The organism is Paraburkholderia sp. OAS925, assembly GCF_040543975.1.
Lineage (GTDB): Bacteria > Pseudomonadota > Gammaproteobacteria > Burkholderiales > Burkholderiaceae > Paraburkholderia > Paraburkholderia graminis.
In genome coordinates this window covers 1,469,811-1,492,564 of sequence record NZ_JBEUNO010000002.1, presented here as the reverse complement: position 1 = coordinate 1,492,564, position 22,754 = coordinate 1,469,811, and the positions used below count along the sequence as shown (strand labels likewise).

19 protein-coding genes and 1 pseudogene are annotated in these 22,754 nt (G+C 63.1%); 14 read left to right on the top strand and 6 right to left on the bottom strand.

The window, feature by feature from the left end:
- Positions 1 to 45: 45 nt before the first annotated feature.
- A complete protein-coding gene (locus ABIE53_RS25460) occupies positions 46 to 1,569 on the bottom strand; it encodes a CoA-acylating methylmalonate-semialdehyde dehydrogenase (RefSeq protein WP_053859483.1) in 1,524 nt (507 codons plus the stop codon).
- Between the two features lie 322 nt (positions 1,570 to 1,891).
- Here ABIE53_RS25460 and ABIE53_RS25455 point away from each other — a divergent pair, with 322 nt between their 5' ends.
- Positions 1,892 to 3,301 carry an MFS transporter gene (locus ABIE53_RS25455; RefSeq protein WP_029966295.1) on the top strand — a complete coding sequence of 470 codons (1,410 nt, stop codon included), beginning with the start codon at positions 1,892 to 1,894 and terminating at the stop codon, positions 3,299 to 3,301.
- Positions 3,302 to 3,327: 26 nt separating this feature from the next.
- Here the strand turns inward: ABIE53_RS25455 and ABIE53_RS25450 are convergent, their stop codons facing one another.
- Positions 3,328 to 4,353 (bottom strand): hypothetical protein, encoded by a 1,026-nt coding sequence (locus ABIE53_RS25450; protein WP_192699323.1) that lies wholly within the window; start codon positions 4,351 to 4,353, stop codon positions 3,328 to 3,330.
- Positions 4,350 to 4,757: a homoprotocatechuate degradation operon regulator HpaR gene (gene hpaR, locus ABIE53_RS25445; protein WP_006049320.1), complete on the bottom strand. Its 408-nt coding sequence runs from the start codon at positions 4,755 to 4,757 to the stop codon at positions 4,350 to 4,352. The genes ABIE53_RS25450 and hpaR overlap by 4 nt, the downstream gene beginning before the upstream one ends.
- 192 nt (positions 4,758 to 4,949) lie before the next feature.
- Between hpaR and ABIE53_RS25440 the strand changes: the two genes are divergently transcribed.
- From ABIE53_RS25440 to hpaI, 7 genes are read left to right on the top strand one after another with little or no spacing between them, the layout of a single operon-like run.
- A complete protein-coding gene (locus ABIE53_RS25440) occupies positions 4,950 to 5,735 on the top strand; it encodes a fumarylacetoacetate hydrolase family protein (RefSeq protein ID WP_192699324.1) in 786 nt (261 codons plus the stop codon).
- Entirely contained in the window at positions 5,732 to 6,490 is a 759-nt protein-coding gene (locus tag ABIE53_RS25435) for a fumarylacetoacetate hydrolase family protein (RefSeq protein WP_192699325.1), read from the top strand. Before ABIE53_RS25440 ends, ABIE53_RS25435 begins: the two co-directional genes overlap by 4 nt.
- A gap of 29 nt (positions 6,491 to 6,519) precedes the next feature.
- Complete coding sequence (hpaE, locus tag ABIE53_RS25430; protein ID WP_053859487.1) at positions 6,520 to 7,977, top strand: 5-carboxymethyl-2-hydroxymuconate semialdehyde dehydrogenase; 1,458 nt, start codon at positions 6,520 to 6,522, stop codon at positions 7,975 to 7,977.
- A gap of 60 nt (positions 7,978 to 8,037) precedes the next feature.
- Positions 8,038 to 8,901 carry a 3,4-dihydroxyphenylacetate 2,3-dioxygenase gene (gene hpaD / locus ABIE53_RS25425; RefSeq protein WP_192699326.1) on the top strand — a complete coding sequence of 288 codons (864 nt, stop codon included), beginning with the start codon at positions 8,038 to 8,040 and terminating at the stop codon, positions 8,899 to 8,901.
- 20 nt (positions 8,902 to 8,921) lie between these two features.
- Positions 8,922 to 9,323 (top strand): 5-carboxymethyl-2-hydroxymuconate Delta-isomerase, encoded by a 402-nt coding sequence (locus ABIE53_RS25420; RefSeq protein ID WP_192699327.1) that lies wholly within the window; start codon positions 8,922 to 8,924, stop codon positions 9,321 to 9,323.
- 41 nt (positions 9,324 to 9,364) lie between these two features.
- The gene (gene hpaH / locus ABIE53_RS25415) at positions 9,365 to 10,168 is read left to right on the top strand and encodes a 2-oxo-hept-4-ene-1,7-dioate hydratase (protein ID WP_107708899.1); all 804 of its coding nucleotides are present in this window, start codon (positions 9,365 to 9,367) and stop codon (positions 10,166 to 10,168) included.
- Between the two features lie 8 nt (positions 10,169 to 10,176).
- Positions 10,177 to 10,980, top strand: a complete 804-nt coding sequence (gene hpaI, locus ABIE53_RS25410; protein ID WP_107708901.1) for a 4-hydroxy-2-oxoheptanedioate aldolase — start codon at positions 10,177 to 10,179, stop codon at positions 10,978 to 10,980.
- 33 nt (positions 10,981 to 11,013) lie between these two features.
- On the opposite strand, the gene ABIE53_RS25405 is transcribed toward hpaI, so the two are convergent.
- Complete coding sequence (locus ABIE53_RS25405) at positions 11,014 to 13,347, bottom strand: bifunctional diguanylate cyclase/phosphodiesterase (RefSeq protein WP_192699328.1); 2,334 nt, start codon at positions 13,345 to 13,347, stop codon at positions 11,014 to 11,016.
- Between the two features lie 92 nt (positions 13,348 to 13,439).
- Positions 13,440 to 14,709: pseudogene (locus ABIE53_RS25400) on the bottom strand (DUF2252 domain-containing protein).
- A 394-nt stretch (positions 14,710 to 15,103) separates the two neighbouring features.
- Here ABIE53_RS25400 and ABIE53_RS25395 point away from each other — a divergent pair.
- From ABIE53_RS25395 to ABIE53_RS25370, 4 genes are all read left to right on the top strand, one after another.
- The gene (locus ABIE53_RS25395; protein WP_192699330.1) at positions 15,104 to 17,836 is read left to right on the top strand and encodes a response regulator; all 2,733 of its coding nucleotides are present in this window, start codon (positions 15,104 to 15,106) and stop codon (positions 17,834 to 17,836) included.
- Between the two features lie 209 nt (positions 17,837 to 18,045).
- A complete protein-coding gene (locus ABIE53_RS25380; RefSeq protein WP_029966318.1) occupies positions 18,046 to 18,306 on the top strand; it encodes a hypothetical protein in 261 nt (86 codons plus the stop codon).
- Positions 18,307 to 18,611: 305 nt separating this feature from the next.
- Positions 18,612 to 18,854 carry a hypothetical protein gene (locus ABIE53_RS25375; RefSeq protein ID WP_029966321.1) on the top strand — a complete coding sequence of 81 codons (243 nt, stop codon included), beginning with the start codon at positions 18,612 to 18,614 and terminating at the stop codon, positions 18,852 to 18,854.
- Entirely contained in the window at positions 18,854 to 19,771 is a 918-nt protein-coding gene (locus ABIE53_RS25370) for a formate/nitrite transporter family protein (protein ID WP_006049307.1), read from the top strand. The genes ABIE53_RS25375 and ABIE53_RS25370 overlap by 1 nt, the downstream gene beginning before the upstream one ends.
- 35 nt (positions 19,772 to 19,806) lie before the next feature.
- On the opposite strand, the gene ABIE53_RS25365 is transcribed toward ABIE53_RS25370, so the two are convergent.
- On the bottom strand, positions 19,807 to 21,057 hold the full coding sequence (locus ABIE53_RS25365) for an arsenic transporter (protein WP_192699331.1): 1,251 nt from the start codon (positions 21,055 to 21,057) through the stop codon (positions 19,807 to 19,809).
- 298 nt (positions 21,058 to 21,355) lie between these two features.
- Between ABIE53_RS25365 and ABIE53_RS25360 the strand changes: the two genes are divergently transcribed.
- Together ABIE53_RS25360 and ABIE53_RS25355 are read left to right on the top strand one after the other, a co-directional pair.
- Positions 21,356 to 21,919: a YceI family protein gene (locus ABIE53_RS25360; RefSeq protein WP_006049305.1), complete on the top strand. Its 564-nt coding sequence runs from the start codon at positions 21,356 to 21,358 to the stop codon at positions 21,917 to 21,919.
- A gap of 60 nt (positions 21,920 to 21,979) precedes the next feature.
- Complete coding sequence (locus tag ABIE53_RS25355; protein WP_192699332.1) at positions 21,980 to 22,558, top strand: YceI family protein; 579 nt, start codon at positions 21,980 to 21,982, stop codon at positions 22,556 to 22,558.
- Positions 22,559 to 22,754 lie beyond the last annotated feature (196 nt).

Sequence of the window (22,754 nt, the reverse complement as noted above, 5' to 3'; positions counted from 1 at the left end):
TGTTGCGCTTGTTTCGCTTGTCGCGCCTCGTGCTTCTACCGCGAATTACTTTGCAACAGGCATCGTGAATTCCGCGCCCTTCGCGATGCTGTCGGGCCAACGCTGCATGATGCTCTTGTAGCGCGTATAGAAGCGCACGCCCTCTTCGCCGTACGCATGGTGATCGCCGAACAGCGACCGCTTCCAGCCGCCAAACGAATGCCATGCCATCGGCACCGGAATGGGCACATTGATGCCGACCATGCCGACCTGAATCTGCCGGCCGAACGCGCGCGCGACGCCGCCGTCGGACGTGAAGAGCGACACGCCGTTGCCGAATTCATGTGCGTTGATCAGTTCTACCGCACTCGCGAAATCGGGCACACGTACCACCGCCAGCACCGGGCCGAAGATCTCTTCCTTGTAGATCTTCATTTGCGTGCCGACGTTGTCGAACAACGTTCCGCCGATGAAGAAGCCCTCTTCTTTCGCGACCGCATGCGTGCGGCCATCGACGATCAGCGTAGCGCCCTCTTCCACGCCGGATGCGATATAGCCCGCCACTTTCGCCTTGTGCTCGGCGGTCACGAGCGGGCCCATTTCGGCGTCGAGGTTCTCACCGTTCTTGATGACGAGCGACTTCACGCGCGGCACGAGCTTTTCGATCAGCCTGTCGGCGACATTGCCCACGGCCACCGCCACTGAAATCGCCATGCAGCGCTCGCCGGCCGAGCCATAGGCCGCGCCGATGAGCGCATCCACGGCCTGATCGAGATCGGCGTCGGGCATCACGACGAGGTGATTCTTCGCGCCGCCGAGAGCCTGCACGCGCTTGCCGCGCTTCGATGCTTCGCCGTGAATGTATTCCGCGATCGGCGTCGAGCCCACAAAAGACAGCGCCGCCACATCGGGATGCTCGATCAATGCGTCGACGGCGACCTTGTCGCCGTTCACCACATTGAATACGCCATCGGGCAAGCCGGCTTCCTTCAACAACTCGGCAATGCGCAACGACGCCGACGGATCGCGCTCGGACGGCTTCAGCACGAACGTGTTGCCGCAAGCGAGCGCGACCGGGAACATCCACATCGGCACCATCACAGGAAAATTGAACGGCGTGATGCCGGCCACGACGCCGAGCGGCTGACGCAAATTCCAGTTGTCGATGCCGCCGCCGATCTGATCGGTGAAATCGGTCTTCAACAGGTTCGGAATGCCGCACGCGAATTCGACGACTTCGATGCCGCGCACCACTTCGCCTTGCGCGTCCGTGAACACCTTGCCGTGCTCGCGCGTGATGAGCATCGCGAGTTCGTCGTGATGCCTGTTGAGCAGTTCCTTGAACCTGAACAGAATGCGTGCGCGCTTGAGCGGCGCGGTTTCGCTCCATGCCGCAAACGCCGCCTTGGCCGATTTAACCGCGGCATCCACTTCCTCGACCGATGCAAGCGCGACCGAGCCCGTCACCTTGCCGGTCGCGGGATTGAATACGTCCTTGAAACGGCCGCTGCCGGGCGCAACCAGCGCGCCGCCGATGTAATGACCGATCTGCTGCACTGACAGCCGGTCTTGCTCGTTTACTGCGTTCATGTCGTACCTCACGTTCGGAAATGGGCCGCGGTGTGTGAACCGGGCAGGCAGGCGGATTCGAGACCCGCCAACTGTATCGACGTGAAGCGGGTAATTCCCTATACAGCAAAACAGAACCGCGCCTCACTGTATTGTTTTTTGCGCCGCAACTGTATTGGATAGACGGGACTATGCAGGGGATGTGCGGACGTGTGACGCGTTGCAGCATCCCGCTACAAACGCGCTGCATCGCCGTGTAAGTCCTGGCTTGCATAGTTCGTGAGCCGGACGCCAAATCACAAAACCGCACGACAGGTCACGCATTTCGGTGAGGAGGCGCGACATGGCAACGAACGCATCGGCGAGTGGCCGCAAGCATCGCGGACAGGCTGGCAAGGCAACGGCCAGCGGCTGGATCGGCTCGGCACTCGAGTACTACGATTTCTTCATCTACGCGCAGGCAGCGGCGCTCATCTTCCCGCAGTTGTTCTTTCCATCCGGTAATCCAAAGATCGCGATCGTCGCGTCGCTCGCGACGTATGGCGTCGGTTACGTCGCGCGGCCAATCGGCGCATTCGTACTCGGCCATTGGGGCGACACGCACGGCCGCAAGAACGTGCTGCTGCTCTGCATGTTCCTGATGGGCTTTTCGACAATGGCAGTCGGCCTGCTGCCTACTTATCACCATGTCGGGCTGCTCGCGCCCACGCTGCTCGTCGTGCTGCGTTTGATTCAAGGCTTCGCGGTGGCCGGAGAAATCTCGGGCGCGAGTTCGATGATTCTCGAACATGCGCCATTCGGACGACGCGGCTATTACGCGAGCTTCACGCTGCAAGGCGTGCAGGCCGGACAGATTCTTGCGGCCGCCGTGTTCCTGCCGCTCGCCTATTACATGGAAGAAAGCTCGTTCAATTCGTGGGGCTGGCGCATTCCGTTTCTGCTTAGCGCGCTCGTGCTGGTGGCCGGCTACATCATCCGCCGCGAGGTCGAAGAAACACCCGCTTTCGCGAAAGAAGACGCGAGCGGCGGCGTGCCGAAGTCGCCGATTGCGGAAGCGTTCCGCTATAACTGGCAGGACATGCTGCGCGTGGTCGGCTGCTCGCTGATGAATGTGATTCCCGTAGTCGCGACGATCTTCGGCGCGGCGTATGCGGTGCAGGCCGCGTACGGCATCGGCTTTTCGAAGAGCGTGTACCTGTGGATACCCGTGATCGGCAATATTGTCGCCGTGCTCGTGATTCCATTTGTGGGCAATCTGTCGGACCGGATCGGCCGGCGTCTGCCGATCATCGTCGGCGCGCTCGGCGCGGGGCTGCTCTCGTTCGGCTACCTGTACGCGATCAGCATTCATAATGTCGCGCTCGCGATGGTGATGTCGATCCTCATGTGGGGCGTGGTCTACCAGGGCTATAACGCGACTTTCCCGAGCTTCTATCCCGAGCTTTTTCCGACGCGCTCGCGCGTCTCCGCGATGGCGATCGGACAGAACATCGGCACCACGATTACCGCATTGCTGCCCGCGTTGTTCGCTTATGTCGCGCCGCCGGGATCGCACAACGTTCCGGTCACGATCGGCGCGATCACCTTCGGCATAACGATCATCGCGGCAGTGACCGCGTGGAGCGCGCGCGAGAACTACCGCGTCAGATTGAGCGATCTCGGCCAACCCGGCGCAGTGCCGCTCGACAAGACGAGCTATGACCAGTTGAGAGCCGAAACGTTGGCTGCGTCGAAAAAGGCGGTTGCTTCATAGCACTCGGCAGCATCGCGTATTGCGGCTCAGCGCCACTGCGCAGTGAGTTCGTTCGCGAGGACCATCTTCTCGCGGACGCGTTCGATAAACGCTGCGTCGATGCCGCTTTGTGCCTTCAGGAATTTGAGCTCCGCCGAATGAACCACGCGCATCGCGCCGCCATCTATTCCGCCGATACGCGCGGCGCTGCGGCGCGTTTCTTCCACGAGATCACGCGCGCTGCTGAAGTCCGGTGACAGGCCGCTTTGCGCTTCAAAGTCGGCTTGCAAACCGGCCGCATGCTCGCGCGACTGCCCGAGAAGATCCATGTCGACGAGCAGGTCGACGCCTTCTCCCATTCGGCACGCGCAAAGCACCCACAGCGCGACAAACGCGCGATACGCGTTATTGCCTTCCGCGCTGCGTGCATAGTGTTCGCACGCGATTGCGTAGGCGTCGTCGGAAGCGGGCACAGCGGGCGGCAGTTTAACGTCGCACAAGTCGATGATCTGTTTGACCAACGGTTCCGCGCGATTCAACCCGAGTACGCGAAACGGCGCGGCCACAAAAAACGGATTGCGCCACTGTTGATTCAGCAGCCAGCCCGAAGCAAACTGCGACGCGGGATTGCGCAGCACGCCGACGTGCATCGCATCCGGAAACGCCTGTCTGAGCCACGGCAATCTTCCTGACGAACGACAGAACTTGAACACCGGCACACTGCTCTGCTTTTGCGCGTACTCGCAAAGGCTGCGCAAATACGCCGCCAGCGCGGGGAATTCCGCGTCCGGAACATCGCCGAAACGGTCGATGCCGAATGTTCTCCGGTATCCGCTCACACCGCGCACACTTTCCTGCAGGAACGGCCGGTATTCGTCGAAATACGGCGCATCGAGCGGCGGATGTCCCGACGTCAGCGTCGGGCGGCTCGCGGACACGTCGGCGAGACTCAGATCGGCGAGCACGTTGCTAAGCGGCTCGTAATATCCCGTCGCGCCGTTGAGCGCGCGAAGACGGGACCACACCCAGGTGCCGCCGCTGCGCCAGCCGGTATGCAGAAATATGGCCTTCATTCGTCTTCTTCCTCGAGACCCGCAAGCAGATCGTCGACGGCGCGATAGACCCGTTCGACAATCTCCGGTCCCACCTTGCGCTCCAACTCGCGGTATTGCGCCTCCAGTTCCTTCGAGATCACACGCACGAGTTCGACGCTCGTATCGGTGAGCGAAACCAGCACGCGCCGCTGATCTTCCGCGAAACGCTCTTTCGTTATCAGCTCCATGCTCTCCATACGCGCGAGCACGCCCGCCATGCTCGGACTCGAGATCGTGCAGATGTCGGAGATATGACGCGGCTCCATCGGGCCGTGCTCATTGAGCGCGCGAATCACGCGCCATTGCTGCTCGGTCAAACCGTGCGCCGTGATCAATGGACGAAAGCGCTCCATCATTTTTTCCCTGGCGCGCAGCAGCAGCATCGGCAGGTTGCGGTGCAAAACTCGTGTGGAAGCAGACGAAGACATAGTGGGCGATGAATGAAAGCAGCCGTCGAAACTTAAGGGAAAACCCGCGATCAGCCGACTGGCTATTGACCCCGGATCATATCAAGCGCAATACTACTAACATGTTAGTGTTTATGTCGAGTCTCCATTCAGAGGCCTAGCCAGTTCATGTTTGCACTTGCCGATTATCTGTTGCACCCGGAAGGCGACGCGTTGCCTCGCGATGTCGATGCGCAAACCGCGGCGGCGCTGCTCGCGCGCGGCATGGCATGCCGGCCGCCTGTGAGCGGCGCAGTCTACGGCACGTTGCTCAACGACCGTGCCGCGCTCGATGCGCTCGGCGATGCGATGCATGCCGCGCCGTACAAGGCGCCGCCGAAAGCGCCGGTTCTTTATTTGAAGCCGCGCAATACGCACGCGGGGCATCGGGCGAAAGTCATCGTGCCGGACGATGAGTTGGGCATCGCGCTCGGCGTCGAGTTAGGCGCATCGCTTGGCATCGTGATCGGGCGCACTGCGACGCGCGTCAGCGCGGAGCGCGCGTTCGACTATATCGCGGGCTACACGCTCGTGGCCGATCTCAGCGTACCGCATGCGAGCGTATATCGGCCGTCGGTGCGATTCCGGGCGCGCGACGGTTTTTGCGTGATCGGACCGGCGCTCGTTGCAGCGCGGCACGTTGCGAATCCCGACGAACTCGCCATTACGGTTGCGCTCAACGGTGCGCATGTGTTCACGGCGAGCACGGCGTCGTCGGTGCGCTATGTGGCGCAATTGCTCGCGGATGTCACCGACTTCATGACGCTCGCGCCAGGCGACGTCATCACGACAGGTGTGCGGCACGGCTCGCCCGTCGCGCATCGCGGCGACGAGGCGATGCTGTCAATCGGCGCGCTGCCGCCGCTTCACGTCTCGTTTGTCGGCGCAACTCAACACGACGGAGAACAGTCATGATGCGCGGCCGCGTGGCCTATGCAGGCGCAATTCACGAAGCCTATCCGCACGCGAAAGGCGTGCAGCTTGCGGACGGACGTATATGCGGCGAAGAGCAGGTCGTCTGGCTCGCGCCTGTCGAAGTCGGCACGATCTTCGCACTCGGACTGAACTACGCCGAGCATGCGAAAGAATTGCAGTTCAACAAGCAGGAAGAGCCGCTGGTGTTCCTGAAGGGACCGGGCACGGTGCTCGGTCATCGCGGCTTCACTCGCCGCCCTGCCGATGTGGCCTTCATGCACTACGAGTGCGAACTCGCTGTGGTGATCGGGCAAACCGCGCGCAACGTACAACGCGAACATGCGATGCAGCACGTGGCCGGCTACATGATCGCCAACGACTACGCGATCCGCGACTACCTCGAAAACTATTATCGCCCCAACCTGCGCGTAAAGAATCGCGACGGCGCGACGATACTCGGCCCGTGGTTCGTCGACGCCGCCGATATCGACGACGTCACGCAACTGGAATTGCGCACGTTCGTCAACGGCACGCTGCAACAACGCGGCAACACGCGCGATCTCGTGACCGACATTCCCGCGCTGATCGAATACCTCAGCGGCTTCATGACGCTCGCGCCGGGCGACGTGATTCTGACCGGCACACCGGAAGGCATCGTCAATGTGAATGCCGGCGACGAAGTGGTGTGCGAGATCGACGGTCTGGGCCGCCTCGTCAACACGATTGCATCCGATGCCGATTTTGGCCGCGCGTGATCGGCAGCATAAAGAATAGGGACAACGCAATGCGAATCGAACATCTGATCGACGGCAAGACAGCCGGCGCGAAAGACTACTTTGAAACGGTCAACCCGGCGACGCAGGAAGTACTCGCCGAAGTGGCGCGCGGCGGCGAGGAAGAAGTGCATGCCGCCGTGCGGGCCGCGAAAGAAGCCTTTCCCGCATGGGCGAGCAAGCCCGCCGCCGAACGCGCGAAACTGATCCGCAAGCTCGGCGAGTTGATCGCGAAGAACGTACCGGATATTTCGGAAGCCGAAACAAACGATACCGGCCAGACGATTTCGCAAACGCGCAAGCAACTCGTGCCGCGCGCGGCGGACAACTTCAGCTATTTCGCCGAGATGTGCACGCGCGTCGACGGCCATACCTATCCGACCGACACGCATCTAAATTACACGCTGTTCCATCCGGTCGGTGTGTGCGCGCTGATTTCGCCGTGGAATGTGCCGTTCATGACAGCCACGTGGAAAGTCGCGCCCTGCCTTGCGTTCGGCAATACGGCGGTGCTCAAGATGAGCGAGTTGTCGCCGCTGACCGCGTCGATGCTCGGCAATCTCGCGCTGGAGGCCGGCATTCCGGCCGGCGTGCTGAACGTCGTGCACGGCTTCGGCAAGGAAACCGGCGAGCCGCTCGTCGCGCATCCGGACGTGCACGCAGTGTCGTTCACCGGATCGACCGCGACAGGTAACCGGATCGTGCAGACCGCGGGGCTCAAGAAGTTCTCGATGGAACTCGGCGGCAAATCGCCATTCGTTATTTTCGACGACGCCGATTTCGAACGCGCGCTCGACGCCGCTATTTTCATGATCTTCTCGAACAACGGCGAACGCTGTACTGCGGGCTCGCGCATTCTCGTGCAGAAGTCGATTTACGCGAAGTTTGCGGAGCGCTTTATCGAGCGCGCGAAGCGCCTCACGGTAGGCGATCCGCTTGCCGACAGCACGATCATTGGGCCGATGATCAGCCAGGGGCATCTGGCCAAAGTGCGCAGCTATATTGAACTCGGCCCGAAAGAAGGTGCGACGCTGGCGTGCGGCGGCCTCGATACGCCTGATTTGCCCGAGGCCATGCGCAAAGGCAACTTCGTAATGCCCACGGTTTTCGTCGATGTCGACAATCGCATGCGTATCGCGCAGGAAGAGATCTTCGGCCCGGTCGCGTGCCTGATTCCATTCGACGACGAAGCCGACGCGATCCGGCTCGCGAACGACATCTCGTACGGTCTCTCGAGCTATATCTGGACCGAGAACACCGGGCGCGCGCATCGCGTCGCGGCTGCCGTCGAAGCCGGCATGTGCTTCGTCAACAGCCAGAACGTGCGCGATTTGCGGCAACCGTTCGGCGGCACCAAGGCGTCAGGTGTGGGACGCGAAGGCGGCACGTGGAGCTACGAAGTATTCCTCGAACCGAAGAACGTGTGCGTGTCGCTCGGCTCGCATCACATTCCGCGCTGGGGCGTCTGACACGCCGGACAATTTCACGCGAGGCCCGCAAGGTCTCGCGGCACAGAAGAGGAGACCGCGATGGGCAAGCTCGCGCTGGCAGCAAAAGTGACACACGTGCCGTCGTTATATCTGTCCGAACTCGACGGTCCGCATAAGGGTTGCCGTCAGCCCGCCATCCACGGCCATCATGAAATCGGCCGGCGTTGCCGCGAATTGGGCGTGGATACGATTGTCGTGTTCGACGTGCATTGGCTCGTCAATAGCGAGTACCACATCAATTGCGCGCCGAAATTCGAAGGCGTCTACACGAGCAACGAACTGCCGCATTTCATCAAGAACATGCCGTATGCGTATCCCGGCAATGTGGAACTCGGCAATCTGATCGCCGAAGCCGCGAACGAAATCGGCGTGAAAAGCCGCGCGCATAGCGAAACCACGCTTGAGCTCGAATACGGCACGCTCGTGCCGATGCGCTATATGAACAGCGATCAGCATTTCAAAACCGTGTCGGTCGCAGGCTGGTGTATGTGGCACCAATTGGAAACGAGTGCGCGCTTCGGGCTCGCGGTACGCAAGGCAATTGAAGAGCGCTACGACGGCACGGTTGCGATTCTCGCGAGCGGGTCGCTGAGTCATCACTTTGCGGACAACGGCACCGCCGAGCAGTTCATGCACAAAGTGTGGAGCCCCTTTCTCGAACAGATGGACCGCCGGGTTGTCGAGCTCTGGCAAGCCGGTGACTGGAAAACCTTTTGCGACATGCTGCCGCTCTACAACGAAAAATGCTGGGGCGAAGGCGGCATGCACGACACGGCAATGCTGCTTGGCGCGCTAGGCTGGGACCGCTATGACGGCAAGGTGGAAGTGATTACGCCGTATTTCGGCAGTTCGGGAACCGGGCAGATCAATGCGATCTTTCCGGTTACGCCGCTGCCCGCCTGAATCGAAACGGAGGAGTTATCGTGCCGCATCTGACACTGGAATACAGCGCCAATCTCGCCGATGGAGAAAGTATCGGCCGCTTGTGCAATACGCTCGCTGAATGTCTCGCCGCGCAGCGCGATCAGGAGAAGAGCGTTTATCCAATCGGCGGCATTCGCGTGCGCGCGCTGCGTTGCGAGCACTATTGCATTGCCGATGGACGCGCGGATGCAGCGTTTCTACACGCGAACCTGAAGATTGCCGCAGGCCGCTCCGACGCGATAAAGAAAGCAACCGGCGATGCGTTGTTCGAAACGATCAAGCAGCACTTCGCCAATGAGTTTGAAAAGAGCGGGCTCGCGTTGTCGCTGGAAATCAACGAGTTCAGCGAAGCCGGCACGTGGAAACACAACAACCTGCATGCGCGGCTCAAAGCGCAGTAGCGAGCCGGCACACACTCATAGCGGCTCAATAGAGAACCATCATGCTAGACCAACAAACTATTCGCGAACTCGCGGCGCAGCTCGATCATGCGGAGAAGACGCGCACGCAATTGCGCCACTTTTCCGCGGCGTATCCGCAGATGACGGTCGAAGACGGTTACGCGATTCAGCGCGAATGGGTGAAGCTCAAGCTCGCCGAAGGCCATGTAATCAAAGGACGCAAGATCGGCCTCACGTCGCGCGCAATGCAACGCTCTTCGCAGATCGACGAACCCGATTACGCGCCGCTGCTCGACAGCATGTTTATCGAAAACGGCCAGGACATTCGCGCGGATCGCTTCATTGCGCCGCGTGTCGAAGTGGAACTGGCGTTCGTGCTGAGCAAGCCGCTCAAGGGCCCGGGCATCACGCTATTCGATGTGCTCGACGCCACCGCGTACGTCACGCCCGCCGTTGAAATCATCGACGCGCGCATCGAGCAGTTCGACCGCGACACGCGCGCGCCGCGCAAGGTGTACGACACGATTTCCGACTTCGCGGCCAATGCGGGCATCGTGCTCGGCGGGCGTCCGGTGCGTCCGCTCGATGTCGATCTTCGCTGGGTCGGCGCGCTGCTGTATAAAAACGGCGCTGTCGAAGAAAGCGGACTCGCGGCCGCAGTGCTCAACCATCCCGCCACGGGCGTCGCGTGGCTCGCGAACAAGATTGCTCCGTACGACGAAATGCTCAACGCAAACGACGTGATTCTGAGCGGCTCGTTCACGAGCCCGATCGCCGCGAAGGCGGGCGACACCTTTCACGTCGACTATGGTCCGCTCGGCGGAATTGGTTTGAACTTCATTTGAGTGCGCACATGTCCTTGCCGCAAAACACATTCAAACGCGCACTGCGCGAAGGCACGCCGCAATTCGGCTTGTGGGCCGCGCTCGCCGATGCCTACGTGACCGAGTTGCTCGCCACCGCCGGGTTCGACTGGCTGCTGATCGACAACGAACACGCGCCGAACGACGTGCGCAGCACGCTCGCGCAATTGCAGGCGGTGGCCGCGTACGCATCGCATCCGGTCGTGCGGCCGGTGCGCAGCGACAGCGCGCTGATCAAGCAGTTGCTCGACATCGGCGCGCAGACTTTGCTTCTGCCGATGATCGACACCGCCGAACAGGCCGCCGATGCCGTCGCGGCCACGCGCTATCCGCCGCACGGCATTCGCGGCGTGGGCAGCGCATTGGCGCGCGCGTCGCGCTGGAACCGCGTGCCCGATTACCTGAACCGCGCCGCCGACGAACTGTGTGTGATCGTGCAAGTGGAGACCGTGCAAGGCATGGACAATCTGCCGGCGATTGCAGCGGTCGACGGCGTCGACGGCGTGTTTTTCGGTCCTTCGGATCTGAGCGCGTCGATGGGTCTGCTCGGCAAGCCGGGCGATAGAAGCGTGCGCGAAGCGATTCGCGGCGGCATAGAAACCGTGCGGCGTGCGGGCAAGGCCGCAGGTGTGCTCGCGCCGGATCGCGCGATCGCCGATGAATATCTTGCAGCAGGCGCGACGTTTGTTGCCGTTGGAACGGATACGGGGTTGTTGAGCCGCGCGGCGGCGGATCTGGCCGCGTCGTATAAAGGCCAAGCTCAGACGGATGCGGCCGTGAAAGGCGGGTACTAAAAGCGAGCGAGCGGCCGACGATCTAAACGCCGCTCACTCCCCCGCCGGCCAGGGCAACCCTTGCGCCGACCAATCCAACTCCACCCCGATCACCGAGCGCTCATCCGCGAACTGCGCCGCAAGCGTCACTGCAATACAGGGCCGTCCACTCGCGAGCGAAAGATAAGGATTACTGGCAATCGCCACGCCCGGCAGCAGCACGGCATTGCGATAATACGGCCGATGATCCCACCGCGCATCGCGCGGATTGGCCACCGGATGCAGCGACGCGCCTTCCATGCTCCACGCCGGCCCCGGCACTTCAGGACCGACCTGTCGACCCGAATCGTCGAGAACAAAGCAGCTCACGCAACGCTCGAACGACGCAAGAGCAGCGAACGCGCGCTCCATCGCGGCCCCCGCGTGCAGCGCGTCCGCGGCCTCGCGCAGCGCGAGGCGATACGGCTCCACCACAGACTCGAACAACGCGTGCTGATGCGCGCGGCCTTGCGCGATCACATCGAAAGCATCGTCGATTCGCAGATGCACCGAGCCTGGCGACGCGATCTCCGGCGCGGGCCGCCCGAGCAGATAACCTTGCGCGAAGTCCACATTCGACTCAACCGCGAGTATCAGTTCCTCGGTCGTCTCCACGCCCTCCACCACGACTAGCATGCCCGCCTGATGCAGCAGCGACACGAGCTTCGGCAAGATCGGCTGCTCGGTGCCGTGCCCGGTCGCGCGTATCAGTTCGCCGTCGAGCTTGACGATGTCCGGACGGATGCGCAGCAGCCGGTCGAGGTTCGATTGACCGGCGCCGAAATCGTCGACGGCAATCAGGAAACCGTGCTCGCGGTACAACGCCGCCGCGCGCGACATCTCGTCGACGCTGCCGCCGTGCGACTCCAGAATCTCGAGGATCACCTGCTCCGGCGCGAGCCCCACTCTGCGCACGATCCCGGTCAGTTCATCGGCATAGCCCTCGGCGACGAAAGTGGCCGGCAGAATGTTGAGGAAAAGCCAGCCGTCCGAGGGCAGCGACGCGCGCGCGTTCGCCAGATGCACGGCATGACTCGCGCGGTCGAGCACCCCTTCGTCGTTGGCGGGCTTGCGCGCGAACAGCACCGCGGGCGGCAGCAAGGTGCCGTCGTCGAGTTCGCCGCGCAACAGCGCCTCGAAGCCGACCTGCTTCTGATGCGACAAACTGAAGAGCGGCTGAAAGTGCGAGGTCAGGTAATAGTCTTCCCATTTATGCCGCGAGCCGGCCGCGCCCGCTGTGCCGCAGGCGTCCTCGATCAGCAGTTGCAGCGGCGCGTCCGGCACCGGCCGCTCGGCGCACACGCGATTCCTGCCGGATTGCTTCGCGCGCAGCAACGCTTCGTCGGCGCGATCGAGCAGGACCATGATGTTTTCGTCGCCGCGATGCTCGGCCACGCCGAAGCTCGCGGTCAGATGACCGTCCGGGCGTTCGAGCGCGGCAATCGCGCCGCGCAGCCGCTCGGCAAGCCGCAGCGCGCCGGCAAGTCCATCGCAGGACAGCACCGCGAATTCCTCGCCGCCGATCCGGCTCACACTGTCGCCGCGCGTGGTTTGCTCGAGCAGAACCTGGGCGACCTGGCGCAACGCGAGGTCGCCCACCGCATGACCGAACCTGTCGTTGAGCGACTTGAAATTGTCGATGTCGAGAAAAATTGCGCTGGCCTCGCCGCCCCGCGCGAGTTCGGCGAGGCGCCGCTCCGCCTGCGCGACAAACGCACGGCGGTTTTGCAGGCCGGTCAGCGGATCGGTCGCGGCCAGTTGCGCGAGCTGATCCTCGAGCAGAAAGTGATTGCGCCGGAACCCGTAAAAACCGAAATGAAAGACGACGGCGGTCGGCATGCCGATCGCGGCGATCCACATCCACACGACCACGTCGACGTCGGCCGTGTGCGGCGCAGACGGCAACAAGCCGATCGCCGCCGCATAGAAAAGCGCGCTGCCGACCACGAAATGCGTCGGCGTCAGCCACAGCGGCGCGGCGCAAACCGGGATCACGACCATCGCCGGCAAGGTCCATAGCAACGGCTGCTGCACGCCCGCTACGTTCAGCGCGAGACCGGCGACGAGCGTCAGCGAGAAGGCCACGCCGATCGCGCCGAACGTCCACGTCGACTTCGCGTGCGGAATGGCCAGCACCAGCAAGGCCAGCACGAGCGCGCAGCCGAGCCGGTACGCGAGCGGCTCGGCGGGTCCGGCGACGAGGCCGCGCGCCGCCACCAGACAGAGGAACGCGACGACTGTGAACGCCATCGTCACCGTCGAAAGCGGGCGCTGATGTTCAAGCGAGCGCTGGTGAAAGCGCTGGCGCAGGCCGGCATCGGCGGAGTGCTGCGGCGAGGTCAGGAGCATAGGAAGGGCTAGCAGGCGGGTCCGGTCACTCTACCGATGTATATCGGCAATCATCGGACGAATATTTAGCCCTTCGTGAAAAAAACCGCGCTTCAGCCTTCGCCAGCGCCCGTTGCGTATTTGCGGCAATGCTCGAGATAGCCGGCCGCGTGAGTGCTGACCAGTTGGACGATGCTCTTCCAGAGCCAGCCGGGCGCATCCAGCGTTTTCGAGCGGTTCTTGCGCAACTCGGCCAGCCATGCCTTGCGTTCGGCGAGGTCCATCTGCCGCGCGTGCGCCTTGCCGACCACGAGCGCGAGAAAGCGCGCCGCCCTGGTCGCTTCGTCGCGGGTCAGTTGCTCGATGGTCAGCTTCATGTCCTGCGGCAGCAGTTCGCGCAACACGACGGGGCGGTCCGTGAGGCGCGCGGGCCTCATTCGTTCGCCGAGCGATGGCGACAGATGCCGCGCGCCTTCCACCACGCGCTCGGCGTGATCGCGCGGCATTCTCACCCCCGAGCAGCGCGGCGCCGCGGCCTGCGCGGCTTCCTTGATGTCGACGAGGCACAGGTCGTCGCCGTCGGCCGCGGCGCCGTCGATGTCGAGCAGCACCGCGTAGCGCAACCTTCCGAGCGAGCTGCAGCCCTTGACCCAGTACGCGGCGTCGAGCACCTGGACTTGCGCGTCGGCGCCCGCGCCGCGCAATGCGGTCGCGAGCGCGGGCGATCGACCTCGTCCTGCACAGCTTGTCGATCTCGCGCCGCTCGGTTTTATCGAGCGGCCAGAAACGCGAACCCAATGGAATATACGGCTCGGCGTCGTCGATACGCTCTTCGGCGAGATGACGCCACGTACGATGGATCGCCTCCTTCATCACGACGCGTACCGCCTCGGGCTTTTCCGCGTGAATGTCGGCCTCGCCCGCGGTTTCGTCGAAGGCGCGTTCGTAGCCGTCGGCGAGCGCTTCCATCATGTGCACGATCGTCACGCCGGGCAGATCGGAGCCGCGCGCGGCCGTCGCAAGCGAGAGCCCGAGGCGGATCAGATCGTGCGCGGGATTGCCGATCACCGTCTGATCGAAGTCGCGCATCTGGATCTCGACGCGCCCGTAGGCATCCGCGACCGGCCCGATGTTGCCGGTATGGCAATCGCCGCAAATCCACACCGCCGGACCTTCGGGCAGCGCGTGGCCCTCGATGCCGTCGAGCCACTCATAGAACCGGCTCGTGCTGCCGCGCACATACGCATGCGCCGAGCGCGCCATTCTCGCGTTGCGGCGCGCGGTCAGGAGCGGCTGCCGGCCGTCGGCGCGAGGCATTTTCCTGGAACGCTTGCTGGGAGATTTCTTCGCCAGCTTGCTGGTTGCGACGGGCTTCTTCGGCATCGTACGGTCCGCTCTTATCGATCTGCGAAGCCGGCGACATTCGCCGTCGCCAGCGCTCGCGGCGCGCATTCGTCGCGCGCGCGTGCACTCGACATCCAGCAGAAAACGAGCCTATCGCATGAAGGATTCTGTAAGGACGCGCAGCACAACAACGACCATCGCGCGAACGATGAACCGCCGCAAAAGCAAACACGTAAAGGCTCGCTTCGACAGAAATGCGCATGCGCTTATTGCCGCTTTCGAATGCGCGCGCGAGCGGCGCAGGTAAAACTTGCTAGCGTTTAAGGTGCGCGCGCAACTAAACGGCATGCGCGGCGTATCGGCCCTTTACGCGGAGAATGTGAAACGGCAGACTGGACACCCACCTCATTAACGCGATCTCGTGGAGCGACGCATGCCCTTTCCGGCACAAGATCATGGCTGTACAGGCTGGAGCGGCGAAATGGCGCGGCGCATCAGTGAATTCGACTGGGCGGCGACCGGCGTCGGCGCGATCGCGGACTGGCCGCGCAGCCTCACCGCCACGGTGCAGTTGCTGCTCGCTTCGCCGGTGCCGCTCGTGCTGCTGTGGGGCCGCTCCGGCTACATGATCTACAACGACGCCTACGCGGTTTTCGCGGGCGGACGGCATCCGTATCTGCTGGGATGCCCAGTCGAAACAGGCTGGCCCGAAGTCGCCGAATTCAATCGCCACGTCATGACTACGTGCCTCGCGGGCGGCACGCTCTCGTATCGCGACAAGGAACTCGTGCTGCTCCGCGAAGGCAAGCCCGAGGACGTGTGGATGGACCTGTACTACAGCCCCGTCGCCGACGACAGCGGCGCGCCCGCGGGCGTGCTGGCGGTCGTCGTCGAAACGACTGGGCGCGTGCTGACCGAGCGCTGGCGGCAACGCGCCGAAGCGGAGCTGCACGAGACCAACGAACGTCTGCAACTCGCGCTCAATACAGGCGCCGTGCTCGGCACTTGCGTCGTCGACATGCAGACCGGAAAAATCACCGGCGACGAGCGCTTTGCCCGCACGTTTTCGTTCTCCGTCGAAGAAGCTGCGCGAGGCGTCGACCACAGCGCCGCCGCCCGAATGATTCATCCAGACGATCAGTCGCTACTCGAACGCCTGAGCGCGGATGCGCTGCAAGAAGGCAAGCCGTTTCGCGCCGAGTACCGGATTCGCCGCCCTGACGGCGACTATGTGTGGGTGCAGGCGAACGGCCAGTGCGAGTTCGACGAACATGGACAGCCGACCCGCTTGCCGGCTGTGCTGATCGATATTCACGAACGCAAGATCGCCGAACAGTCGCTGCGCCAGTTGACCGAGACGCTCGAACAGCGCGTGGCCGACGCAGTCGCCGCGCGCGCGCTCGCCGAAGAACAACTGCGCCAGGCGCAGAAAATGGAAGCGATCGGCAGTCTCACCGGCGGCGTCGCGCACGACTTCAACAACGTGCTGCAAGTGATCAACGGCAACCTGCAGATGATGGCCGCCGACGCGAGCGGCAATCCGGCCACGCTGCGCCGTTTGTCGGCAGCGACCGACGCGGTGAAGCGCGGCGCGAAACTCGCCGCGCATCTGCTTGCGTTCGCGCGGCGCCAGCCGCTCTCGCCCACTGTGCTGAACCCGCGCCGCCTGCTTGCCGGCATGAGCGAGATGCTGCATCGCGCGCTCGGCGAAACCATGCGGATCGAAACCGTATTGAGCGACCATTTGTGGCACGTACAGGTCGATCGCAACCAGTTGGAAAACGCGCTGCTCAATCTCGCCATCAATGCACGCGACGCGATGAAGGCCGACGGCACGCTCACCGTGCGCGCCGCGAACCGCGTGCTGGACGCAGCGTTTTGCAGCGACAAGCCGGAGCTTTCGCCGGGCGAATACGTGGTGTTTTCCGTCACCGATACCGGCGCGGGCATGCCGCCCGACGTGCTCGAGCATGCGTTCGAACCGTTCTTTACGACCAAGCCTCACGGTCATGGCACGGGCCTGGGTCTCAGCATGGTGTTCGGCTTCGTGAGGCAGAGCGGCGGGCATACGCTGATCGAAAGCGAGTTGGGGCGCGGCACGACGGTATCGCTGTTTTTCCCGCGCTGCTGCGAGCCCGAAACGGCCGAAGCCGCCGATGAAACCAGTGCGCCAGTGGGCGGCGGCGAAACGGTCCTCGTGGTCGAGGACGATGCCGACGTGCGGCTGACCGCCGTCGAAATGCTGGTACAGCTCGGTTATAAAGTGCTGACGGCGTCGAGCGGCGACGCGGCGCTCGAATTCATCGACAGCGATGTGCCGATCGACCTGCTGTTCACCGACGTCGTCATGCCCGGCAAGATCAAAAGCGTCGAGTTGGCGCGGCGTGCCGCGGCCCGCTCGCCGTCGGTGCCGACGCTGTTCACGTCGGGCTACACGCGCGATGAAATCGTCCACCACGGCAAGCTCGACGCGGGCATCACGCTGCTGTCCAAGCCCTACCGCCGCGACGATCTCGCGCGCAAGGTGCGCGGCGTGCTGCGCGCCGCCGCCGGCGGAGCTGGCGGCACGGCGGCTGTCGGCAAGATGACGGATCGCGAAATCGCCGCTTGTGTGCCGAGCGTTGCGTATGATCCGGCGAGTGGCGATGCGTCGGGCGTCGCTACGTCGGGCGTCGCTACGTCGGGCGTCGCTACGTCGGGCGTCGATGCGCCGGGCCTCGCCACGCCGTTGACTCCAACACCCAAGGCAGCCGCAAACGAGAGCGAGTCCGCATCCAGCGACGCGCCCGCGCGCTCGCCGGCTCATGTGCTGCTGGTCGAGGACGACGCCGATTCGCGCGAGGCGCTAAGCTGCCTGCTCGGCGCGCTCGGGCTCGATTGCACGTCGGTCGGCAGCGCCGAAGAAGCGCTGCCGCTGCTGCCGGCGCAGCGCTACGACATTCTGTTCACCGACATCACGCTGCCCGGCATGTCGGGCGACAACCTCGCGCGCGCCGTGTTGCGCGAGCAGCCGGACGTGCAGGTGCTGCTGGTGTCCGGCTATGGCGCACAGGCGCCGATCGGCGAGCGCATCCCCGGCGCGCGACTGCTCGGCAAGCCGTTCGACCTCGCGCAACTGCGGCGCGAACTGGCGCAATGGGTCAATCCGATCGAAGCGGCATCGTAACGCCGGCACGGCCACGCAAGCGATGAGCTTTTAGCCCCATGCCGCGGAATGCGGCATATATTGGTTTATATCGATGCAAGCACACACGGCGCGAAGTGCGCGACACCTGCGCGCCCTGGTATGATGCCGGGCACGCCTGTTCCGCTATCGAATGGGCGCCTTGCGAATGGGCGCCTTGCCCTCCGCCGCTTTTTGTCACGAGAGTCATCATGCCCGCTCAACACGACCCCGCCGCCAGCCCGAGTCCCGCGAAGGCGACGCGCAAAGAGCTGTCCATTACGGTGCGCAATCTTCTGATGGTGGCCGTCGGTGTCATCGTGTTCGCGGCGGTCGCGGGCGTGGTGCTGTACGAGCCGATTGCTTACGGCGACGCCATTCCGAACTTCGGCATCATTCTGATGCTCACGGTACCGGTGATTGCGGGCGTGGCGTTTCGCGTGGGGCTGGATGCGTGGCTAGATAGGCAGTAAGCGTCTTCGCGACGTGAGTTAGCCACGCACTGCCAGTGGCAGTAGCCCATTCCTTCGGCAACATAACCGCAACTTCTAATCGAGCTCGCTCGCGCGGTTAGATTCCGCGCGTTGCGTCACCTCCTTGCGCCATCTCGTTGCGTCACCTCGTTGCGCCATCTCAATGCGCCGTTCCAGCGCGCAGATCAGACTTCCCAATCCGAGCTTCCCGCCGCACTCCGGTTGTCCTGAAGAATCGGGGAACGCCACTTGCTCGTACGTTATCGCCGTCCACCTTTTTTGTCGCCTCTTATCGGATACGTCAGATGAGCTACCAGAACCTGGACAACGAGATCGCCCATCTCGAGCGGGTGTTCGGGCGGATCTCGGTGAATGACGCGATTCCGCTTTCGTACTGGGACAGTCGCTTGCGGATGCTGGCGAATGCGCCGCTCGTGCCCGCGCAACAGGCGCGGCTCGCGCGGCTCGAAGCCACGCTTGCCGCGCTGCGGGAGCCCGAGGAAGCGGTCTGCGAAGCGCCCGGCCCGCGCCCGAAGGATGCCCGCTGATGACCGATGCCACGCGCGAAGAGCAACGGCAGTCATCCGCCGAATCGACGGAATCCGCCGGCAACGACGTCCCGCGAGCCCAGGACGCCGGCGCCGATTCCCCGCATCTGAACGAGGGCGAGCAGGATCAGGCGGCGCATCACACCGCCCCGCACGCGCTCGTGCTGCATGAGATCGTCCGTGAGGAGGGCGAAGCCGCGCTCGAGCGGACCATTGGCGCGCTGATCTGGTCGTCGCTCGCGGCCGGGCTTTCAATGGGCTTTTCGTTTCTCACGCAAGCGGTGCTCGAAGCCGGACTGCCGGATACGTCATGGCGTCATCTGGTGTCGAGCTTCGGTTACTCGATGGGTTTCGTGCTCGTCATCATGGGACGGCAGCAGCTTTTCACCGAAAGTACGCTCACCGTCGTGCTGCCCGTCTTGACGCGGCGCGATCCGAAGACGCTGCTCAAAGCCATGCGCCTATGGGCCATCGTGCTCTTCTTCAACCTCGTGAGCACATGGATTTTCGCCGCGATGCTGCGCATTCCCGATGTGTTCGCGCCCGCCGTGGTGCAGGCATTCGGCGAGGTGTCGCGCGCCGCCGTCGGTTCCGAACACATGCTGCCGACGATGGTGAAAGCGGTTTTCGCGGGCTGGCTGATTGCGTTGATGGTGTGGCTATTGCCGAGCGCGCGTTCGGGCCGCCTGCTGACGGTGCTGCTGATTACCTATGTGGTGGCCGTGAGCCATCTGTCGCATATCATCGCCGGATCGACGGAAGTGGCGTATGCGTTTTTCAGCGGCGACGCGAGCCTGCGCGATTATTTTCTGCGCTTCCTCGTGCCGACGCTCGTGGGTAATACCGTGGGCGGAATGTCATTGGTCGCGCTGCTGAATCACGCGGCGATCGCGCCGGAAATCAACGGTCATCGCTGACGTATGAAAGCGGCGGCGCCGTGATCCACGGCGCGTCAGCCGATCAGAATGCGTGCGCCGAGCGCGAGCACCAGCGCCGGCAGCATCACCACGACGCCCACCTTCAGGAACTTCATGAAGCTCACGTCCTCGCCTTCGCGACGAATCGCGTTGAGCCACAGGATGGTCGCGAGCGAGCCGGTGATCGACATGTTGGGCCCGAGATCGACGCCGATCAGCAGCGCGTCGATCACGCGCTCGGGACTATGCGCCTGCATCACCGTCGAACTCGCGATCAGGCCGGCCGGCAAATTGTTCATCAAGTTGCTGCCGATCGCGATCGCCATGCCGGCCCAGCCTGCCGTGCTCGCTTCGTTGTGCGCGGCGCCCTCCTGTGTCAACGCGGCCAGCATGCGGATCACGCCGGTATGGTCCAGCATTTCGACGAGCACGAAGAGCGCGGCCACGAGCGGCAGCACGCTCCACGATATTTCGCGGATCATCGGCAACGGCGATTTGCGCTCCTGGATCAACACGACGATTGCGGTCAACGCACCGAGTATTGCCGTGGGCAAGCCCAACGGAATATCGAACGCCGATACGGCCAGCAGCACGACGGCCGTCACCGCGATGCCCGCGAGCGCAACGCGTCCACTCGACGAGAGCCGCAGCGGCTCGAGATTCGCCTCGCAGATGCCGGCAAGCGCATCGCGCTGCGTCCAGCGCAGCAGCGCATACGTTGCGCCGATCGACAGCAACGACGGCAACGCGAAGCGCATCAGCCACGGCCCAAGCGCGGGCGTGTGGTTGCCGTACAGCACGATGTTGGCCGGGTTCGAGATCGGCAGAACGAAGCTCGCTGCGTTGGCAACGAACGCGCAGACGAAGAGCAGCGGCAACGGATCGGTCTTCGCTTTCTTCGCGGCGGCAAACACCGCGGGCGTGAGCACGACCGCGGTGGCGTCGTTCGAAAGAAAGGCGGTGATCACCACGCCGACCAGATAGACCAGCATGAAGAGCTTGCGCGGCGAGCCTTGCGCATGATTCACGGCGAGCACGGCGACCCAGTCGAACAGCCCTTCGCGGCGGCCGACTTCGGAGAGCAGCATCATGCCGAACAGAAACAGATAGACGTCGGTGCCCTTGCCGACGGCTTCCATCGCGAGATGAAGCGGCAGCAGCCCGAGCGAGACCAGCAGCACCGCGCCCGCCACCGCCCACACTGCCTCGGGCCATTTGAAAGGCCGCGTGATAACGCCGGCTGTAGCGAAGGCGGCGATGCCCCATGAAAGGAAAATCGAAGTCAAAACTAACGTCCTGAATGATGGTTGTACGTGGGCCGTGCCCGGTGCGCAGGATAACCCAACTCGGTTCGGCCTCCGCCGTTCGTCGGTCCTCGTTGCAACGTGCAGGCCCGGACGGCATTAACGTCATCCGTAGAACGATGTGTTCTCTCGCATCCGGCTATTCGGTTCTTCTTGACATCCCTATCATTCGCAGTCAGCGCGGCAACGGCTTGCTCGCCGATTCGCTACGGACTGTTGGCAATCAAATTCCCCACTGTGTGCAATGAACGCGCATGGGTTCGATAGGATGCGTACCACCATGAAAACGATACTTCATCACTCCATCCTGGCGGGCGCCGCCGCGCTTTCGCTGTTCGGCGCGAGCGTCGCGCATGCCGACGTCGACACCAGCAAAAGCACCGTGATCGCGACGACGAAACAGATGAACGTGCCCGTCGACGGCAAGTTCAGGAAGTTTTCGGCGCAGCTATCGTTCGATCCGGCGAAGCCGACGGCGGGCAGCGCGAACGTGTCGATCGACACCGGCAGCTACGACCTCGGCGCCGACGACTACAACAAGCAGGCGCAAGGCAAGGAGTGGTTCGACAGCGCCGCTTACCCGGCCGCTACCTTTGTTTCCAGCGCGATCGCGCCGGCGGGCGGCAATCAGTACAAGATCACCGGCAAGCTGACCATCAAGGGCAAATCGCAGACGGTGGTCGTGCCGGTCACCATTGCAAGCCAGGGCTCGACGCAAACCTTCGACGGTTCATTGCCGATCAAGCGCTCGCAGTTCGACGTCGGCACCGGCGAATGGAAAGACACGTCCGTCGTCGCCGACGAAGTCGTCATCAAGTTCCATCTCGTCGCCTCGAAGAAGTAATTAGAAACCCGAAGCAAATCATCAAAGCGCCGTAGCGCTTTTCAAAACCTGGAGAACATCTTGAAGAAGCAATTCCTGCTCGCCGCCGGCGCTCTCGCCGCCGCCCTGTCGTTCAACGCAATGGCCGCCGACACGTATCAGCTCGATCCGACGCACACGGCCCCGAGCTTCGAAGCCGATCACTTCGGCGGCGTGTCGATCTGGCGCGGCAAGTTCAAGAAAAGCACCGGCACCGTCGTGCTCGATCGCGCGGCGAAAACCGGCACGGTCGATGTGACCATCGACATGAGTGCGGTGGACATCGGCAACGACAAGCTCGACGCGGAACTGGTCGGCGAGAAGTTCTTCGACGTCGCGAAGTATCCGAGCGCGACCTACAAGGGCACGCAAATCCGCTTTGAAGGCGATAAGCCGGTGGAAGTGATCGGCACGCTGACGATGCACGGCGTGACCAAGCCCGTGAACCTGAAGATCGAGTCGTTCAAGTGCTTCGTGAACCCGATGCTCAAGCGCGAAGTGTGCGGCACGGAATCGACGGCGACGTTCAACCGCGACGATTTCGGCGTCGACTTCGGCAAGACGTACGGCTTCAAGATGCAGACCACGCTGCATATCCAGGCTGAAGGGATCAAGCAGTAAGCCTCGTTATGGCGGGCGCCGCTGCGCGCCCGCTATAGTCGCTACTTACGCGGCATTATTTCCGCTTTCCCGACGACGCCGGACTTGAGCCGGAAGAGCCGCCGAAATCGCCCGCTTTTCATGCATTTGAACTGCGCGCGCAAATCGTAAAGTCCCCGCATGCAATTGATTTTTTGTCGGGAGACAAGCGGTGGTG

Bases quoted from the DNA above. Each gene is read 5' to 3' on its own strand.
- ABIE53_RS25360 (WP_006049305.1), top strand. From the start codon at position 21,356: ATGAAAACGATACTTCATCACTCCATCCTGGCGGGCGCCGCCGCGCTT.
- ABIE53_RS25455 (WP_029966295.1), top strand. From the start codon at position 1,892: ATGGCAACGAACGCATCGGCGAGTGGCCGCAAGCATCGCGGACAGGCT.
- ABIE53_RS25440 (WP_192699324.1), top strand. From the start codon at position 4,950: ATGTTTGCACTTGCCGATTATCTGTTGCACCCGGAAGGCGACGCGTTG.
- hpaR (WP_006049320.1), bottom strand. From the start codon at position 4,757: ATGCTGCTGCTGCGCGCCAGGGAAAAAATGATGGAGCGCTTTCGTCCA.
- hpaI (WP_107708901.1), top strand. From the start codon at position 10,177: ATGTCCTTGCCGCAAAACACATTCAAACGCGCACTGCGCGAAGGCACG.
- ABIE53_RS25405 (WP_192699328.1), bottom strand. From the start codon at position 13,347: ATGCTCCTGACCTCGCCGCAGCACTCCGCCGATGCCGGCCTGCGCCAG.
- ABIE53_RS25435 (WP_192699325.1), top strand. From the start codon at position 5,732: ATGATGCGCGGCCGCGTGGCCTATGCAGGCGCAATTCACGAAGCCTAT.
- hpaH (WP_107708899.1), top strand. From the start codon at position 9,365: ATGCTAGACCAACAAACTATTCGCGAACTCGCGGCGCAGCTCGATCAT.
- ABIE53_RS25380 (WP_029966318.1), top strand. From the start codon at position 18,046: ATGCCCGCTCAACACGACCCCGCCGCCAGCCCGAGTCCCGCGAAGGCG.
- ABIE53_RS25450 (WP_192699323.1), bottom strand. From the start codon at position 4,353: ATGAAGGCCATATTTCTGCATACCGGCTGGCGCAGCGGCGGCACCTGG.
- ABIE53_RS25460 (WP_053859483.1), bottom strand. From the start codon at position 1,569: ATGAACGCAGTAAACGAGCAAGACCGGCTGTCAGTGCAGCAGATCGGT.
- ABIE53_RS25395 (WP_192699330.1), top strand. From the start codon at position 15,104: ATGCCCTTTCCGGCACAAGATCATGGCTGTACAGGCTGGAGCGGCGAA.
- hpaD (WP_192699326.1), top strand. From the start codon at position 8,038: ATGGGCAAGCTCGCGCTGGCAGCAAAAGTGACACACGTGCCGTCGTTA.
- ABIE53_RS25375 (WP_029966321.1), top strand. From the start codon at position 18,612: ATGAGCTACCAGAACCTGGACAACGAGATCGCCCATCTCGAGCGGGTG.
- ABIE53_RS25370 (WP_006049307.1), top strand. From the start codon at position 18,854: ATGACCGATGCCACGCGCGAAGAGCAACGGCAGTCATCCGCCGAATCG.
- hpaE (WP_053859487.1), top strand. From the start codon at position 6,520: ATGCGAATCGAACATCTGATCGACGGCAAGACAGCCGGCGCGAAAGAC.